General features: G+C 56.3%; 10 protein-coding genes. 3 read left to right on the plus strand and 7 right to left on the minus strand.

The features are described from left to right. Positions 1-18: 18 nt before the first annotated feature. The 3 genes from nagB to Poly24_RS12550 all read right to left on the minus strand — a co-directional run bounded on the left by nagB (position 19) and on the right by Poly24_RS12550 (position 4,149). On the minus strand, positions 19-807 hold the full coding sequence (gene nagB, locus Poly24_RS12540; RefSeq protein ID WP_145095476.1) for a glucosamine-6-phosphate deaminase: 789 nt from the start codon (positions 805-807) through the stop codon (positions 19-21). A gap of 5 nt (positions 808-812) precedes the next feature. Then, complete coding sequence (gene guaA / locus Poly24_RS12545; protein ID WP_145095479.1) at positions 813-2,396, minus strand: glutamine-hydrolyzing GMP synthase; 1,584 nt, start codon at positions 2,394-2,396, stop codon at positions 813-815. A 322-nt stretch (positions 2,397-2,718) separates the two neighbouring features. Then, positions 2,719-4,149: a sulfatase-like hydrolase/transferase gene (locus Poly24_RS12550; protein ID WP_145095482.1), complete on the minus strand. Its 1,431-nt coding sequence runs from the start codon at positions 4,147-4,149 to the stop codon at positions 2,719-2,721. A 387-nt stretch (positions 4,150-4,536) separates the two neighbouring features. Between Poly24_RS12550 and Poly24_RS12555 the strand changes: the two genes are divergently transcribed. Then, the gene (locus Poly24_RS12555) at positions 4,537-5,739 is read left to right on the plus strand and encodes a 2Fe-2S iron-sulfur cluster-binding protein (protein ID WP_197452532.1); all 1,203 of its coding nucleotides are present in this window, start codon (positions 4,537-4,539) and stop codon (positions 5,737-5,739) included. A 55-nt stretch (positions 5,740-5,794) separates the two neighbouring features. On the opposite strand, the gene Poly24_RS12560 is transcribed toward Poly24_RS12555, so the two are convergent. Both Poly24_RS12560 and Poly24_RS12565 read right to left on the minus strand, forming a co-directional pair. Further along, positions 5,795-6,541, minus strand: a complete 747-nt coding sequence (locus Poly24_RS12560) for a LamG domain-containing protein (RefSeq protein WP_231753605.1) — start codon at positions 6,539-6,541, stop codon at positions 5,795-5,797. A gap of 146 nt (positions 6,542-6,687) precedes the next feature. Continuing rightward, on the minus strand, positions 6,688-8,631 hold the full coding sequence (locus tag Poly24_RS12565; protein WP_145095490.1) for a DUF1549 and DUF1553 domain-containing protein: 1,944 nt from the start codon (positions 8,629-8,631) through the stop codon (positions 6,688-6,690). Between the two features lie 377 nt (positions 8,632-9,008). On the opposite strand from Poly24_RS12565, the gene Poly24_RS12570 reads away from it, so the two are divergent. Further along, positions 9,009-13,754: a PVC-type heme-binding CxxCH protein gene (locus Poly24_RS12570; protein ID WP_145095492.1), complete on the plus strand. Its 4,746-nt coding sequence runs from the start codon at positions 9,009-9,011 to the stop codon at positions 13,752-13,754. Positions 13,755-14,036: 282 nt separating this feature from the next. Here Poly24_RS12570 and Poly24_RS12575 read toward each other — a convergent pair whose 3' ends face one another. Further along, positions 14,037-15,530 carry a hypothetical protein gene (locus Poly24_RS12575; RefSeq protein ID WP_145095495.1) on the minus strand — a complete coding sequence of 498 codons (1,494 nt, stop codon included), beginning with the start codon at positions 15,528-15,530 and terminating at the stop codon, positions 14,037-14,039. Positions 15,531-15,832: 302 nt separating this feature from the next. Next, on the minus strand, positions 15,833-16,378 hold the full coding sequence (locus Poly24_RS12580) for a hypothetical protein (protein ID WP_145095497.1): 546 nt from the start codon (positions 16,376-16,378) through the stop codon (positions 15,833-15,835). Positions 16,379-17,329: 951 nt separating this feature from the next. Between Poly24_RS12580 and Poly24_RS12585 the strand changes: the two genes are divergently transcribed. Then, the gene (locus Poly24_RS12585; protein WP_197452533.1) at positions 17,330-18,262 is read left to right on the plus strand and encodes a DUF1559 domain-containing protein; all 933 of its coding nucleotides are present in this window, start codon (positions 17,330-17,332) and stop codon (positions 18,260-18,262) included. The last annotated feature ends 17 nt before the right edge of the window (positions 18,263-18,279 follow it).

The following is an 18,279-nucleotide window of genomic DNA, read 5'->3' on the forward strand; positions in this document are numbered from 1 at the left end:
GCAAGGGGGGCGGTGAGCTCAAAGCCCCTGGGCGAGTACTTTCCGATGCATCTCTTCGCTGCTGCGGTAATACGCTTGCCGGGTCAGCCCTTGCGCCGCCGCTTCGTCGAGCACGAAGACCGCGTCGCGATGCAGCTGCAGCGCCGAGGCGGTGTTTTGACAAGTCAGCGGACCTTCAATCGCACCAGCAATCGCATCGGCCTTGTGCGCCCCGGTCGCCATCAACAGACATTGTCGGGATTCCAGAATGGTTCCGACCCCCATCGTCACTGCCAATCGCGGCACTTCATCGATCGAATCAAAGAACCGCGCGTTGTCCTGGACCGTTTCAGGCATCAAGGTCTTCAAACGGGTTCGGCTGCCCAACGATGATCCGGGTTCATTGAACGCGATGTGTCCATCGGTCCCGATTCCCAACAACTGCAGGTCGATTCCGCCCGCGTCGGCGATCTGTTGCTCGTAGACTTCGCAATACGCTTCGTAGTCTTTTGCCAAACCATTGGGGACATGGGTGGCATCGCGATCGATGTCAATATGATCGAACAGCTGGGTCTGCATGAAGTGCCGGTAGCTCTGCGGATGATCGCCCGCCAGGCCAACATATTCGTCCAAATTGAACGATTTGCAGGCCGCAAAGCTAACCAAGTTTTGCCGATACATTTCGATCAACACTTGGTAACAGGCGACGGGAGTGCCACCGGTCGCCAAGCCCAAAACCGAATCGGGCTTCTTTTGGATCTGGTCGGCGATTAAAGTCGCGCAACGTTTTGCAGCCGCGGCGGGGTCGTTCTCGATGATGATACGCACGTTCTCTACTCCCACTCGATCGTTGCTGGGGGTTTGCTGCTGATGTCGTAGCAAACACGGTTGACCCCTTTGACTTCGTTGATGATTCGCGTGCTAATTTTTGCCAGCAGGTCGTAAGGCAAACGCGACCAATCGGCCGTCATGAAGTCGTCGGTATCGACCGAACGCACGGCGACGCAATTATCATAGGTTCGTGCGTCTCCCATCACGCCTACGCTTTGCACGGGCAATAGTACGGCAAACGTTTGACTGGTCTGCCGATACAGGCCTGCCGCCTTGACCTCTTCGACAACAATCGCATCCGCCTCGCGAAGCACCGACAATTTTTCTTCGGTGATTTCGCCCAAGCAACGAACGGCCAAACCGGGGCCGGGGAAGGGGTGTCGCCAAACCAAGTCTTCGGGCAAACCAAGCTCCAAGCCCAAACGGCGGACTTCGTCTTTGAACAGATCGCGAAGAGGTTCGATCAATTCGAAGCCCAATTCCTCCGGCAGACCGCCCACGTTGTGATGCAATTTAATTGTCGCCGCGGGGCCATCCTGAGCGGCGCCACTTTCGATCACATCGGGATACAGCGTGCCTTGCGCCAGGAAGTGGGCGGATTCGATCTTCGTCGCTTCGGATTTAAAGGCCTCGATGAATTGGTGACCGATGCGGCGGCGTTTCTCTTGCGGTTCGCTGATACCTTCCAACGCCTGCATGAATTGGGGGCCCGCGTCGACGACATGCAAGTCGGCTTTAAAGTGTTCGGTGAACGCTTTGACAACGTCTGCCTGTTCTGCTTTTCGCAACAGTCCATTGTCGACCAAAATGCAGGCCAATTGAGGTCCAATCGCCTTGTAAAGCAGCGCCGCAACGACGGACGAATCGACGCCACCGGAAAGACCGCAGATCACGCGACGATCGCCGACAATTTCACGGATCTGACCGATCGTTTCCTCTGCAAAGTCGCTCAGTTGCCATTTCCCCGTGCAACCGCAAACGCGAAGCACAAAGTTGCGCAACAACTGTTTCCCTTCGGGAGTGTGCGTCACCTCGGGGTGGAACTGCAGGCCATAGACTGGCAACGTGGCGTGTTTGACGGCGGCAAACGGACAGGTTTCGGTGCGCGCCAACGGATGGAACATCTCTCCAACCGACGAGACCTGGTCGCCGTGGCTCATCCAGACTTGCATGTTCGTGGGCAGGCTATCGAACAGGTCCGAAGCATCGGTGACTTCGCAATGTGCCCGGCCGTATTCGCGACTAGGCGTGTGCTGAACGCTCCCGCCCAAGGCGTCGCAGGCCAGTTGCATTCCGTAGCAAATCCCCAGTACGGGAATGCCCAGTTCAAACAATTTTTGATCGCAGCGTGGGGCACCGTCTTCATAAACACTCGACGGCCCGCCGGACAAGATGATTCCCCGCGGGGCGTATTCGGCGATCCGTTCGGCAGTGATGTCGTGGCGAACGATCTGGCAGTAGACGTTTTGTTCGCGGACGCGACGGGCGATCAATTGTGCGTATTGCGATCCAAAGTCGAGGACCAGGACCCGTTCGTCCATCAGCGCCGAACTGTCCGAGATAACATCGCTTGCGGGAGTGCTCATATCGACTGGCTCACTGTCTTGGCAATCGCATCGCCGCGAACCGATCGCCGCTTGCGTCGCCCGACTCGACCGACAAACTCCAGGTCGGAGGTTCGCCAAGGTAAAGTCTCAAGAATGGGATTCAAAAACGATCCGGCAGTATAAGCCAAGCGGTTCATAAGGCCACAGGGGGCTGGTGGGAGGCCGCGTGAATCGGATTTCCACGCGACCAATGGCGTGACCAACCTGTCCGTCCCCTCACCGCTGCCCATGTTGACCAATCGGCACGCTCGCTGCGATCCGCAGCCTTGTCGGGTCGATCCGCCCGAACCGGGGCCCGCGGCTACTTCAGGTTCGCAAAGGTCTCGCTGAGATCCAGCGAATCCCCCAACTCGGCTTGCTGTCGTTGGAATTCCGCGAATAGCCGACGCATGATCGGCCGCGCGCTTGGTTGCGCTGCGAGATCATGGATTTCGTCGGGGTCTTGTTGCAGATCGTACAGTCGAGCGACTTTCGCTTTCGGATAGAGGATCAGTTTATAGCGTTCGGTCCGCAGACTTCGCTGCAGTCCCAGGTAGGCGCCATAGATCGCTTGACGCGGTTTGCCCTGGCCGGCAAGCAAAGGCAGGACGCTTTGAAAATCGACGTGTTCGGGCTTCGGAACCCCTGCCAACTGAAGTGTCGTTGGCATCACGTCTTGCAGGTAGATGGGGGCCGAGATGCGGCGTCCCGCTTCGACACCCGGCGCCACGACCGTAAAGGGGACCCGCACGCTGTGATCGTACATATTCTGTTTGCCCATCAGTCCGTGATGACCACACGCCAGTCCATGATCGGCCGTAAAGAAAATCCAGGTGTTGTCGTCGATCCCCGCCGCCTTGAGGTGCTCAAGAATCCGCCCGATCTGCGCGTCCATGTGCGTGATGATCGAATAGTATTCCTGGCGATGAACCTGAACGCAGTGCTCCGTTCGGGGGAAAATTCCCAACGCTTCGTCACGCAGTGAAGGGCCAGCTCCGATTTCGTCTTTGTAGGGATACAGTGGCAGAAAGTTCTTGGGAATCATGATCTGGTCGGCGGGATAACGATCGACATATTCTTGGGGGCTTTGTCGCGGATCGTGGGGCGCGTTGAAGGCGACATACATAAAGAAGGGTTGCGATTTCCCTGCGGCATCGTCGATGAAATCGATCGCATCGTCGCCAACCACTTCGCTCCAGTGTTTGCCCCCTTCCCAGAAACCGCCAAATTTCGGATCCGATGGCGACCAGGCATCGCTGCCGTCGGCAAGCGGCCGACCGTAACCGGCGGGAGTTTGTGTTGGCATCCCGCCGCGGACGTGCCGCGCGTCGTCGAAGGCTTGGTGGGCGTCGGCGCGACAGTGCCACTTGCCTGTCATGTAGGTCTTGTACCCGGCAGATTTAAGATGTTCACTCCACCAACGGCCCGCCCGCCGTTCCTGTTCGCTCTTGTCATAGATCGCGTTGGCACTCCACACATAACGTCCGCTGTTGAGCATCGTACGACTGGCCACGCACACCGCACCGCTCCATGAACCCATGTTGAAGCAGTGCGTAAACGTGGTCCCGCGCGCCGCCAATTGGTCCAACGAGGGCGTTTGAATCTGGTCGTTCCCCAACGCCCCCACCGTTTCAAAGGACTGGTCGTCCGAAAACAGGAACAAGATGTTGGGACGTTTTTCGTTCTCCTGGGCGATGCACGGAACGGACGTCAAGAAAATCAGCAGGGGAAGCAAAAGAGGATTTCGACGCATGGTGAGTTTCAGCCTGAAGTGCCCAAGTTTTTTGGAATGGAAGGACGAAAGCCGTGGCTCACTAGTATATCAAACCACCCCAATGCGTGGGCTGGAGGGAGACAAGCATCCCTTATCGGGCCGATCGTGGTGCGTGGCGTATCGTCTCGGGGAGTGAATAATTCCCGCCCCATGTGCCTCACGTAACCTAGATTTTCTCATAGACCCAAACGGGGTGGGCGAGACTCTCAGCATCCCACCCATGCGCGGCACCATTTCCTGGCAAGTGAACCGGTCAAACGCGATCATGGGCGATGCCGCGACCTATGAAAATAGGCAACAGAACGACAACAATCAAACGCTCAACTCAATAAGTGCGGCGGTGAAGGTTCTATGGAAAGCACGCTGATGATTATTGGGATCATTACGATCCTGGCGGTTATTGCTCAGATAATCGGTTTGGCAACCGGAACGGCTACGGCAAGTCAACGCTTGCGCGCCCAATGGCGCGAATGGTGTTCGCGGTCAGATTCCCAATTGGCCAGCCAAGTGGTCGCCGCGGACCGCTCGCGACCCTTTTCTCCCGCCTGGTCCGGATGGCGCAGCTTACGCGTTATCGATACGCACATGGTTTCCGCCGATTGCAAAACCTTCGTCTTCGCCGACCCCGATGGCACGCCGATGCCATCGTTTGTGCCGGGACAGTTTTTGATGGTGGGTCGTGTCGACGAACCGGGGACAGCCCCCGTCGCCGCCCGCTGCTATTCGTTGTCCGATGCGCCGTCACCCACGCATTTACAGATTACGGTCAAACGGATCGAAGGGGGCCAAGTGAGTGCTTGGTTACACGACACCATTTCCGCTGGCGACAGTGTTCAAGTTCGCGCGCCGGGTGGCCGGTTCGTGCTGGATATCGAACGGACCGACCTTGTCGTCGGAATCGCGGCGGGCGTGGGGATCACGCCGATGACAAGCATGGCGAAATATGTCACGAAGATGCAGCCTGGACGATCGGTGATCGTGTTCCTTTCGGCTCGCGACGCGGCGCATTGCCCGATGGTGGATGAGCTTCGCGCGTTGGAACGCAGCTGTCCCTTCTTCACGTTGGTCGTTCTGCAAAGTCGTCCCGAACCGGGGGATCATTTCGATCTGAAGGGACGTTTGAGTATCGACATCATTTCTCGCGTCGTGGGAGAACCGATCGGTAGCTACTATTTATGTGGCCCGCCCGAGTTCATGACGTCGTTAAGCGATGCGCTAATTCAGTGGGGTGTCCCCAAGGATTCGGTCAGCTTTGAATCGTTCGGCGGTCCCAAGCCGCACACTGCGGTGATCGAAGGGGAGGCGAGCGCGCCGATTCCTGTCGAGTTCCGACGCAGTGGCAAAAAGGCGGCGTTCTCTCCCGCAGATGGCAATCTATTGGATGCCGCGGAAAAAGCGGGAGTGCAAATGGACGCCGATTGTCGGGCTGGTGCATGCGGCACCTGCCTGAAGAAATTGATCCAAGGGAAGGTCCAATACGACCAAGCGCCTTCGTTCGGCCCTATCGCCGACGACGAGTGTTTGCCATGCGTGGCTAAGCCAAGCGAAGCGACGATCTTGGACGCTTAAGAAAAGGGAGCAACGATACCGCATGGAGCGGAGCCACCGGAGCAAGGCTCTGTTGTCATTGGACTCGTGACTCGATCACGCCACCGGTTCGATAGATCTTCAGGTCATCGATCACGACGTTGCGTGGCACGGACAACCGCAGCATACGTTTGGTCGGATGCGCAATACCGGGTGACGAGAATGTTGCCACTTCTTTGCCATCGATTTGCACCGTTAACGTGTCGCCAGAGATCGTTGCGACGGCATCGTACCACTTTCCCGTTTCCAGCCGATTTGCAACCCGCTTGGCTTTCGACTTGAGCATCTTCTTCAGTTCGGCGGGGAGCGTTCCTGCTTTGCGTTGGTCGCGGATTTTCAGGTCCATCACCCCCGTTTTCAGGTCGGCAATTTCGACGTGCTTGGTCCCAATCACGACCTTGCACAAATGCCCCGCCCATACCTCCTTGAACTTCAAATCAGCGAAATTCAGTCCCAGCGAATCCTGCTCATTTTCAAGCATGAATTTCACTTCGACCCGTCCGTCGCGAAACTCCGCGGGCTGGGTGACCGAGACGGCGTGATCGGCCGCCGCGTGAATGTAGATGTACATCGCGCCGTCACGGAGATCGACCTGCTTATTGCCTCCTGCACGCGATTTGCTGTTGGTGTTCCAACCATTGCCAACCTCGTCTCTCAGCTCCTGCGATTCGTTGCGTTGGAAATCATCCTGGAAGATCAACGTTCCGGAGTCCTCGCCAAGGACGGAACCGTTTGAAATCGTCGCGAGTAGAAACAGGCCGCTGAAAAGTGGACGCAATGTCATGGAAGATCCGTGATTTGAAGAAAAGTCAGACGGAGGTAGTCGTTCGGTGGAATGAACGTCCGCGATCGAACGGGTCAGCTTCACTGTCGCTCGCGCCGTCGCCCGTAGAACGGCGACGATCGTCGGGGCGCGCGAATCAAAAGCCTCTACTGAATAAAGACGAATTCACGCGTATTCAGCAGCGACCAAATGATATCGCCGTAACCGGGGATCTTGTATTCGGCGACGATCTTCTTCGCCAACAGCTTCTGATCCTCGGTCGGATACCGGCTCAGGATGCTCAGGAAAATCGTGTCGACCCGATCGTTCAACGACGCATTGCTGGTGACTTTGTTCACCAACAGCGACCCAGGTTCCAGCATCATGTGCGTTACCGGACCATTAAACATCGTCAACAATTGAGGGACGGTTCCCTCGGTGGAATTGTTGGAGATGATCGTTCGATCGGACTGTCCAAATTGACGCAGGAAATGGTCTGCGGGGACGGGCTGCGGCAGTTCGGAAGCCCGTCGCAGCACGATTTTTTTGTACTCCATCGTGCGATCGGTTGCGCGTTGTTCCTTTGCCGATTCTTGCAAACGTGGATAGGTGGAGATCAATTGAGCGGCGGTGATGCCGGGGCTGAGCGCCAGCGCGTCGCAAAATTCGGCATCGGTGTGGCGGATCAACGAATCGGGATCCTCCAACGTTAGTGTCAACATCGAATCCCAAACCTGTTCGGCCGACATCCGTCGCATGATAGGACCGGTCACCAAATATTCGGCAGTCGGATCAGCAGGGTCGATGACGGTCGCTTGACGTTGATAGATGTGGGTGTTGTACAGAATTCGCAGGAATTCTTTGAGATCGTAGTCCACACGTTTCATTTCTGAGACCAACAGATCCATCAATGCGGGAATCGATGGCGACGTGTCTTCCGTGATGTCGTCGACAGGATCGATCAGCCCGACGCCAATCACACGCTGCCACATTCGATTGGCAATTGTCAGCGCAAAGCGGGGATTGTCGTTTGATGTGAGCCACGCTGCGAAGGCTTCACGTCGCGGGGTGTTGCCATCCATGCGTGGCATCGAACCGAAGATCACGTTTGGTTCGACCAACGCTTTCGGTTTCGCGTCGTCGTAGGCATAGTCGTGCGGGAAACGCAGCTTGTTGTTCGTTTCAATGACTTCCTTGCGATTGTAATTCACAAGACGATTGACCTGTCCGATCAGGCGGCGATCCGAACTTTGAACCGCTTCCCTTTGGGCCATCGTTAATTCGCGATCGTAATTGCGAGTGCGAACGCCCCCTTCAAACGCGGCCAATTCATAGAACTCCCGCTGTGTCCAACGGTCGAACGGATGGTCGTGACATTGGGCGCATCCTATCCGCGTGCCCAAAAAGATGCGGACGGTGTTGTTCAAATTGTCCAACGGCATGCCGTCGTCTCGCAACTTGTAACCGGCGGGGGGATTTTCCCAGACCTTCCCCTCGGCCGTCAACATTTGCCGGACCATCACGTTCCAGTGCGTGTTGTCGCGGAACGACTGTTTGATCCAATCGCCATAAGGACGCAGGTAGTTGTTGCCGTCGGGCTGATCGACGATTCGCAAAACGTCGGCCCAGTAGTTGTAGTGATGACTTGCGTAGCCCGGCGCGTTCAGCAGTTCGTCGATCAATTCCGATCGCTTGTCGGGGGCTGTCGATTCCAAAAAGGATCGCGCCTGTTCCAACGTTGGGATCGTGCCGGTGATATCCAGATAGATGCGACGCAGAAAGACTTCGTCGGAGATCGGTGGGTTGGCGCGTGCCCCTTTGGAACGCAGGTGATCGACGACAATATGGTCGATCTGCATGGCGACCGATTTCATCCGCGTCTTCCGCGAGGGATCGACCGGCGCGACGGTGATCTCGGTTCTTGGTGCTTTATCGATCGGCAACACGATCTTCGGCGGTTTGGCCTTTTCTGCGGCCGCTTTATTTCTCGCCGCCGCGATCGCTTTGGCCCGTTGTTTGGCCGTTTGCGCTTCGGCCTGCGAAATCGTGCCGGCGAGGAAAGCTGAAATGAAAAGAGCCGTGAACGATAACTCGCGGAGCATACGATTCATACGAAAGACACCATTAGTCGTCAGAGGCGTGGCGATCGCTGCAAACGATCGCTGTGGTTTGCGAATCCATTATCTACAGACCGAGGCCCCAGTATATCGTATCCCGCGGAGGATTGACCTTTGCGGCAGAAAATTCTTCCCCCCCGACGTGCTCCGGATTCCTGCAACCGTCAAATTTGGCAGGCGTTTGTGCAGGTTTCGTACTCCCTCGCTTCAAACGTTCTAAGGCCCATGTATAATCAAAACTCAAAACATCCGGTGCAGATGCACCTGCTAAATCGATCGCCCACGTCCTGCGTTTGGCGTTCAAGCCCCCACAACTTACCGCGGTTGGCACCGATCACGCCGCAATCCCCAACGTTCCATAGGCAACCCACATGAAGATAAACCCAGCGTGGAGCACGCGTTTTACTGCGTTCCTCGTCCCCGTCTTGCTACTTTGCGGTAGCCTGACGCGGGTCTCCGCCGATACACCCACTTTGGTTTTTGATGCCGTTGGCACTCAGCGTGGCGAGATCGTGCTGGTCGCCGGAGACGAAGAATATCGCAGCGAAGAATCGATGCCGATGCTCGGCAAGATTTTGAGCCAAAAACATGGTTTCAAGTGCACCGTGGTCTTTTCACTGTCGGAAGATGGCAGCTACATCGACCCCAACTATTCGGCGGGTCTGACCGGCCTGGCGGCGTTGGAAAATGCCGACTTGATGATCATCGGCACCCGTTTCCGAGCACCGCGTCCGGACGAAGCGGCACATCTGACTGCGTTCATGAACGCTGGAAAGCCTGTGATTGGCATCCGGACGGCAACGCATGCGTTTAACGGGAAAGGGAGCTTTGGCGACAAGATCAGCTTCGGTGAATGGGGGCGCAAGGTTCTGGGCGAACAATGGGTAAGTCACCATGGCAAGCACAAATCGCAAGGCGCACGTGGCGTTATCGAAAAAGCGTTTGCCGATCACCCGATCCTGAATTCGGTTGAAAACGTGTTCGCTCCCAGCGATGTCTACGGCGTCATTCATCTGACCGATGCCGATCAAATTCTGATGCGGGGCGCGGTGACCGAGTCGTTGGATCCGGAATCGCCGAACGTCGAGGGAGAGAAAAACGACCCGATGCAACCGTTTGCTTGGCTGCACACCTACGAAGGTCCCAACGGTACCGAAGGCAAATCGTTTTGCACCACCGCCGGAGCGGCTGTCGATCTGGTCAACGAAGACCTGCGGCGAATGCTTGTCAACGCTGCCTATTACTTGACCGGCCACGAAGTTCCCGAGCAAGCCGACGTCGCCTATGTCGATCCTTTTTATCCCAGCTTCTACGGATTCATTCGCCAGAAGGATTACTGGAAGAACGCGAATCTCAAGCCAAGCGATTTTGGACTCGGCAAATCCCCTGCGTTGCCCGATCCCGCGGGGAGTCCGGCGTGGGATTTTCGTCCCACCAAGCCCGTCGCGGCCGCAGCGGACAATGCAGGGCCACTGCCGTTGAAAGAGAGCCAACGTATCGCTGTTGTCGGCAGCGCGCTGGCCGAAGGGATGAACCAGTTCGGCCATTTTGAGACCCTACTGCAAACGCGGTTTCCGGAAAAGAAGCTTGTCTTCCGTAACTTTGGTTGGCCTGCCGATGAGGTCGCCAATCAGCAACGTCCGGGCAGCTACACCACGATCGACGATCCGTTGGTTGTCTTTGGCCCCGACATGTTCCTGTGCTTCTTTGGCTTTAACGAGTCGTTTGAAGGCCGCGATCCGGCAGCGATCGAACGTTTCATTGCCGATTACCGCAAATATATCGAAACGATGAAAGCGAAGTTTGCCAAAGATGGTAAGCAGCCCACGTTCGTATTGGTCAGCCCGGTAGGCTTCGAATCGACCGGTAACCCGCTGCAACCCGATGGCGTCGAAGAGAACAAGAATCTGGCGGCTTACACCGCCGCAATTGCGAAGATGGCAGCGTCTGACGGGCATCGCTTTGTCGACCTGCACTCTCGAACCTCAGAAGCCTTTGCTGAGACCGCCGGCAACCAATTCACGATCAACGGCGTTCACCTGAATGAACAGGGCGATCGTTTGATGGGGGAATTGCTGGACGAGAGCCTGTTCGATGGGGAGCATCCCTTGGGGGCCGACGCCAGCAAATTCCAAGAGATTCGCCAATGGGTGAACGATAAATCTTGGTACCACTTGCAAGACTACCGAATGCTCAACGGTTGGTACGTTTATGGTGGTCGCCGCACATGGGACACCGAAACGTTCCCCACCGAATATCGCAAGATTCGAAACATTGTCGGTGTCCGTGATCAATACATCTGGGACTTGGCCGCTGGACGCCCGGTTGCCGATCAGCCCGATGATTCGAACACAGGCGAGGTCTATAAGCCTGAAACAATGTTTGGCACGCGGGACGAAAACTTCCGCAAAATGCGTGAACCCGAAGAGATCAAATACCCGTCGCCCGAAGAATCGATCGAGATGATGACGGTTCCCGAGGGCTTCAAGGTGGAGTTGTTTGCTTCGGAACGGGAGTTCCCCGAACTTGCCAACCCGAATCAGATCGCCTTCGACAGTCGAGGTCGGTTGTGGGTTTCGTGTATGGCCAACTATCCTCAGTGGCAACCCGGGTCGGCCAAGCCGAGCGATCGGTTGTTGATTTTTGAAGATACCGATGGCGATGGCAAAGCTGACAAGTGCATTCCGTTCTACGACAAACTGATCTGTCCCACCGGTTTTGAATTCTGGAACGGTGGCGTCTTGGTCGTCGACGAACCGCGGATTCTGTTCCTGAAAGATACCGATGGTGATGACCGCGCGGACGAAGTCACGCCGATCATCGATGGCATTGCGACCGACGACACCCACCACACCGTGGGTGCGTGGGAGTTCTCGCACGGCGGCTTGCTGCACATGCTTGAAGGCGTCTCGCTTTCGACCACGTTGGAAACGCCTTGGGGCCCGTTCCGCAACAAGGGAACCAGCGGTGGGTATATCTTCGACCTGCACTCATTGAAGTTCAGCCACTACCGCACGCCGGGCTACGGCAATCCGTGGTGTTTGGTGTTCGATAAGTGGGGGAACGGGATCGTGGGGGACGGGACCAACGCGAAGCAACACTGGGTCAGTCCACTCTCGGGCCTGGAAGTCAACACGCGTCGGACGATGGATCCGGTCTTCGATAACCAAGGGATGCGTCCTGCGGTCGGGAATGAATTCTTGTGGTCGCGTCAATTTCCGGACGATGTCCAAGGACAATTCATTTATGCCTGTGTGATCAACATGCACGGCATGCCTCGATTTAACGTTCGTGATCAGGCCGACGGTGCGGGGTTTGAAGGGGAACGGGTCGACGATCTGCTCTCTTCGACCGACATGGTCTTCCGCCCTGTCGATCCCAAAATTGGTCCCGACGGTGCGCTTTGGTTTGGCGATTGGTGCAACGCGTTGATTGGCCACATGCAATATTCGCAGCGCGATCCGAATCGCGACCATCAACACGGCCGCATCTTCCGTTTGGTGTATGAACCCAAACCGTTGTTGGAACCGATCACGCAGGCCGATAAGTCGATTCCCGAACTTTTGGATCAATTGAAGACTTACGAACTGCGCACTCGCTATCGCGTGCGTCGTGAAATCCGCGACCGCAACAAGGAAGACGTTTACGCAGCGATCAGCCAATGGATCGATGGCGTCGAAGATCCGATGCAATTGTGCGAAGCGATGTGGATTCAAGAGAGTTTCCGCGATGTCGATCCGAGCTTGCTGGACCGGATTTTGGCCACCGATGAATACCGTGCCCGGGCTGCGGCGATCCATACGATCACCAACGAAATGGAGCGGATTCCGAATGCGAAAGACTATCTGGCCAAGGGAGTTGTCGACTCAAATCCTCGCGTTCGCTTGGAAGCCGTGCGTGGCTTGAGCTTCCTGGGGACTGTGGAAGCGACCGAACTGGCGTTGAAGGTTGTCGACCAACCGATGGACTATTGGATCGACTACACGTTGGAGCACACGCTGCACGCGTTGGAGCCAGCGTGGAAGTCGGGTGAAGGGAACGAAGGCTTTTTGGCGAACAGCTCCGAAGCCGCCACAAAGCACTTCACGCGCTTCCGCAATCTGAACGGTCCCGGTGGCGCCGCGGTGCTGCCGTTGGAAGTTGCCGATGATGTCGATGCGTCGCTCAAGGCACGCAAAGATGCGATTGCGAAGCTGTCGAAACTCAGCGGCGGCAACGCCGGTCGTGGTCTCGAAGTGTTTAAACGCGTCTGTTCGGCGTGTCACATGGTCGGCGATGTCGGCAAAAAATTTGGTCCCGATCTGAGCGATATTGGTCGTCGATTTAGCGTGGAACAGATCATTGCTTCGGTCATCATGCCCAACGAGGAGATCTCCAAGGGCTATGAGACGGTGATGGTGCTGACGTTCGACGGTGCGACTCACAACGGTTTCATCCTGAAGGAAGATGATGAGACGTTGTCGTTGGGCGTTGCCAACGGAAAACAGATCGACGTGCTGAAGGATGACATCGAAATCCGCAAGCCGATGAAAGCCAGTTCGATGCCCGAGGGGCTCGTTAAAACGATCGCTCCGGTGGAATTCCTGGATCTAATTGCGTTCTTGAAGAATCAACAAGCCATCGCGTATTCCAAGAGTGACGATGGTTGGATTCGCAGCACCGACAAGAACCCGCCACCAATGCGAACGCATGGTGAGTTTCAAGAGATCTCCCGCGATGCGGAACTTCAATTGGGCGACGCCTTTGACAATCGTGATTGGAACAGCAATGCGCATTTGTTTCTGAACCCGTTGAAGCCGTCGAAGTGGGACTTTACGTTCCATTCACATCACGACTCGGCCAATCCCGCGCTGACGATTCGGTTGGCGAAGGAGTCCGAAGTTGGGCACATCGAACTGAAGAACCGCTTGGAGAGTAAGTTCCATGATCGGGCTGAAGGCTTGACGGTTTGGACATCGATCGACGGCAAAGACTTCCAGAAAGTCTGGTCGGCGGACAAACCGCAAGCGGATTACAAGATCGATCTGCCCGCCGGCACCCGAGCGAAATACGTTCGCATCGGCCTCGATGGCAAGGGGACTTTCCATCTGTTCCAAGGCGTAATCTACGGACGCTAACGTCGATCTACTGAGAATGCCGACCCAGGGATCCCCGCGGGGGTTCCTGGGGCCCAACGGCGCACGTTTAGGGTCCAACGTATCGGAAGTCGTCAAGACTTTCGATTTCTGGAAAGCAGCACGGGCTCGAAACGCGCGACCCGTTCCGCTTCGAAGTGCGTCACCGCGGGGCGATTCCCCGGCGAAGCGGAAGTCGTCAAGACTATCGATCTTCGGAAAGGAGCACCGGGCCGAAACGCGCGACCCGTTCCGGTACCTTGGCTTCCGAAAAGACCGCGGCGATCAACCGCCTGTGGTTTCGAGTTCTCTCATGTAGACCGCCAGTGAGGTCTCAAAGGTTGAGGCATCGATTTTGTAGTGCGGATCCGAATCGGTGTACTTGTTGCAATGTTCGACCAACACGCGGTACAGGAATCGGAACAGATGCCGAGGAACTCGCAACGACTGCATTGCGGCGAGTAAACGTTCGTAAGAAATATTCTCATCGAACAGCTTCCGCGGCTCGGGAGACTGACCTTCTGCCGCACACGCCATCATGCGGGATTGAGCCAAGTCGTATAACGCTTCGCCTGTCCAGTGGAAACTGGGAACCAGGTTCTGCTTATCCAGTCGCGCCCGTTCGTGGAACTCTCGCGACTCGCGCTCGACGTCTCGATGCAGCTCTTGCGGCAACAGCAGTTTGATGCCGACGCCCGAATGTTTCAACAGCTTGTTGTCCAACAGCGGCCAAACGAAGCGACGCATCAGCTCTGGCTTGCCGCCCAAGAGATGGGGTTCATCGACTCGGTCGATCAGTACGATCACGCCCGAGAAACCGAGACGCGCCAGCAAAAGTTGAAACTTGCTGAGCATCTCATAGCGGTCGTCGGTGCGGTCGAATCGCGGCAACGGCTGACTGGCCAGTTCGCTGAACGGGATCGAAAGCAGGGTCTTGTGCAGTGCACGGGTGTCCCGTTTGCCAACGCGCATGTGCTTGCGGATTCCGCGTGCCATCCACCAACATCGCAACCAACGCCACTTGTAGTGCGCCGCCCCGACGAAGCTGACCAGCAGGAACAACGCACCGGCCCACATCGGACTGAGCCGGTCGGAATAAGCTAACCAGCTCGAAAGGCCCAACGCGATGATCACCGAAGCGATCGCCAACCCAAAGTCCCAGCCGACCGACCAGTTGCGGTAGCCCAATTTTCGTCGCAGCCCATTCCAACGGTCGGAGAATGATTCGCCGGTCGATTGATCGTAGGCGAGCGACAGCAGCAGCAGGTCGCGTGCTTGATGACGTTCCAGTTTTCGCAGGTCTTCGTCGCGAACCTCGGTCGCTACCGAATCGTTCGCGTTATTTTGATCCAGGACGCGATCGACGAGCCGTGTGACGCCGATGCACAGGATCGAATCGATATGATCCCACAAACGCCAAGCGTCGAGTGTGCGTTCGGGTTTTTTGGCAATTCGATTCGGCAGCCGTTCTTGGAAATGATCCAGGAACGGATTGAAGTCGTCGTACCGAATGACAAATGTGCGGTTGTTGAGATGTTGGCGGTTGTAGCGATCCAAATGGCGATCGATCTGTAAACCAATCGCCGTTTTTCCAGCCCCCTTCGCACCAAACACGATCGCAGTGCTCGGTTCCGACGGATCGCCGTAGACCTTGTCCCAGACCGGATGGAAGGCGCTGGAGATACAAAATTCTTTGAACACGGGATCGGTTTGCGCATCCTCTTCGGCGAAGGGATTGCGGCTGATACCGTGATGCTCAAGGAAGGTGTGGATATTCATGGAGTCGCCGAAAGCGGACGTGAAACGCGGTTCGCGGTGATAATTGACGTTGGTGAAGCCTACTTTGGTCTACACCGGTTCGCCGAACCAAGCAGCAGCGGATCGGTGGGTTTCAAAGCAGCGAGAATCGCCGAATCGGCATAATCGCTAAGCTCGGCTCCAGCGTACCTACGAAAATCGCCCGACGGAATGCCCCGCCGAGCGATACGTTTTTCATAGCCGCAGGCTGCCACAGCGATGTTCGCCGCAGAGCGACCTCAAACGGGGGCAGGTTTCTCGCGGTTTCGCCTTTGGGGGGAGTGCTATTTGATGCTCTTGAGCATGCTTTTAAAGGCTTCCTTGTTTTCACCAACGATTTCGGCGGGGCCAGTCACCTTGATGAAGTATTTGCGTCCATCGTTGACAATGATCGCACCCAGCATCTCGTAGTCTTCACGCTTGACGGTTTTGCCAGGAGCAAATGGGCCACCGCCCATCGATTCCTTGAAGGTTCCCTGCAATTCGATCAAGTGAACTTCGTTTCCGGCCACATCCAGCTTTTCTTGTTTGGCTGTCGCTTTCGCCGATCCGCCATCGGGAGCTGTGAACTGGGCGATCCAGCGATCGATATTGGCGGTGATGTCGCCCCCGGCGGGCATCATCGTCACTCGTGCCGCCTGTTCGACTCCTTCCTTGCTGATCGCGTATTCCTTCTCGACGATCCGCGATCGCGGCGGGACGGCTTTCCAACCCTCGGGCGTTTCCAGCGTGACCGCGCCCCCTAAAGCTTCCACCTTCTCAGCGAAACTGCTGGAACAGATCAAAAACTGGCTGAGGGTCAATATTCCAAAGAAAGCTAAGCGTCGCATTTTTTTAGACTCCGTCGAATCGGTGGGGCTGAATTCAGTATCTGAGGATTTTAGCTCCCAGTGACGCAAAAAGCCAATCCGGGAGTGTTTTCACGTCGGAAGTATTACGACCTCGACGCAACAATCCTCCTAAAGAAACGAAGCGTTGCCCAGCGGTCAGAAGAATGTTCCTCCTCGCCGTCAAAACGCCTCGGAAATCTTCCGCCGACGATCATCGAAGATCCACCCACCACGTCGGAGGTGCGGCGAAGTTCGCGTGGCTGGCGACAGTAGCGGTGCTGTGAGATTGCACTGCGGGCGATGCCGGTACAACGTCGCGGAGCGGGGGGCCGTCAACCGCCAGCCCAAATGAAGGTTTGATTAAAAATCACGTTGTTTGAGTGAGGAGCAATGTCGCTCCGATCGGTTTCACGGGACTTCGATCGTTGCGCATAAGGGGAATCCGGCGGCCAGTGTTATGGCGGTACGGTTGGATGAAGTGGCGGTGTGCGCCGCGACAGTCGCTGTTGGCGAAATTCACTCGCTCGTTGGCGGGGAGCCTATGAGACAAGCTTCGCGCGTTCTTCATCATTCCTGCGCCTTGGCTTCATTTACGAATTCATAAACTGCGACAACCTTTGGGCGACGGACTCTTCAGTTCGTGACGTCATTCGTTTGTCTTCGATATTATTCCTGTGGAGTTGGTCCGTTATGTCCATTTCTTCTCGATTACTGCTTCTTGCAAGCATCGCGCATGTCGGTGCCGCCGTCGGTTGCGGCGGGCCCAGCAACGCCCCAGTCACCCCTCTTCCTACGCCAACGGCTACCAGCGACGCCCCGCCGCGCGGCCCTGAACCTGTATTGGCCGACGAAGGGCCATAGTTCGGTACTTTCGAATATGCAATGTCTTCCTGCAACCGCGCTGGTTGCGGTTTTCGATAAATGGTCTTCATACAATAGATGGATAACAGGATGATTAACCGAAACGGTCGTCGGGCGGGCTTTACGCTGGTGGAATTGTTGGTCGTGATCGCGATTATTGGAATCTTAGTTGGACTTTTGCTTCCCGCTGTGCAGTCGGCACGCGAAGCGGCCCGGCGGATGCAGTGTGGCAACAATCTGAAACAACTGGGGTTGGCGATGCACAACTACCACGATACCTACAACAGCTTGCCGTATGGTGCTAACGCCGGATGGGGGCACGATTGGACGACATTTATTTTGCCCCAGATTGAACAAACGCCTCTGTATGACACGGTCCCCACACCGTTTAACGATTCTGGCGCCTGGACCGGAACCGATGCTCGCAGCCTGGCGTTGATCGCCCTGGCTCAAACTCCCGTTCCCGCGTTCCGTTGTCCCTCGCAAATTGGCCCGACTAACGAGCCGGACACCATCAACGGGTTGGCCAACCGCGCAATCAACAACTACCTCGCCTGCGCGGGTGGGAACGCCCAAACCGACAACAATGGTACCGGGGGAATGGACAGCTCCAACGGGTTGTTCATGGCCAGTTTGTTCACGAGTTCGCGACCGTTGCCGCCGCGAAAATTCCGTGACGCGACCGATGGATTGTCCAATACGGTGATGATCGGAGAATCGCAATACATGCTCGATGGCGACAAGGGCTGCAATATATGCGATCGCTTCTTGTTCTATCACATGAACTACGATAGCGATTCGGGAAGCGATTTCTCCGAGTCTTTGGGGTCGACGTTCTTCAAAATCAATAGCGACGCGGTCAACAATCAAGAACGCGAGCTGTCGTATTCCAGCTACCATCCAGGGGGCGCTCAAATCGCGTTGGCCGATGGTTCGACTCGGTTCGTTTCCGAGACCGTTGAACTGGCCACCTGGCAAGCCCTGGGATCTCGCGACAATGGCGAAACGATCGGCGAATACTAACCGTTCGATCGCTCCAC

The organism is Rosistilla carotiformis, from assembly GCF_007753095.1.
In the GTDB taxonomy this organism is placed as follows: domain Bacteria; phylum Planctomycetota; class Planctomycetia; order Pirellulales; family Pirellulaceae; genus Rosistilla; species Rosistilla carotiformis.

What these genes read in the sequence shown, in the direction of transcription:
- guaA (WP_145095479.1), bottom strand. Translation starts at nt 2,396, where the DNA reads ATGAGCACTCCCGCAAGCGATGTTATCTCGGACAGTTCGGCGCTGATG.
- Poly24_RS12550 (WP_145095482.1), bottom strand. Translation starts at nt 4,149, where the DNA reads ATGCGTCGAAATCCTCTTTTGCTTCCCCTGCTGATTTTCTTGACGTCC.
- Poly24_RS12555 (WP_197452532.1), top strand. Translation starts at nt 4,537, where the DNA reads ATGATTATTGGGATCATTACGATCCTGGCGGTTATTGCTCAGATAATC.
- Poly24_RS12560 (WP_231753605.1), bottom strand. Translation starts at nt 6,541, where the DNA reads ATGACATTGCGTCCACTTTTCAGCGGCCTGTTTCTACTCGCGACGATT.
- Poly24_RS12565 (WP_145095490.1), bottom strand. Translation starts at nt 8,631, where the DNA reads ATGAATCGTATGCTCCGCGAGTTATCGTTCACGGCTCTTTTCATTTCA.
- Poly24_RS12570 (WP_145095492.1), top strand. Translation starts at nt 9,009, where the DNA reads ATGAAGATAAACCCAGCGTGGAGCACGCGTTTTACTGCGTTCCTCGTC.
- Poly24_RS12575 (WP_145095495.1), bottom strand. Translation starts at nt 15,530, where the DNA reads ATGAATATCCACACCTTCCTTGAGCATCACGGTATCAGCCGCAATCCC.
- Poly24_RS12580 (WP_145095497.1), bottom strand. Translation starts at nt 16,378, where the DNA reads ATGCGACGCTTAGCTTTCTTTGGAATATTGACCCTCAGCCAGTTTTTG.
- Poly24_RS12585 (WP_197452533.1), top strand. Translation starts at nt 17,330, where the DNA reads ATGATTAACCGAAACGGTCGTCGGGCGGGCTTTACGCTGGTGGAATTG.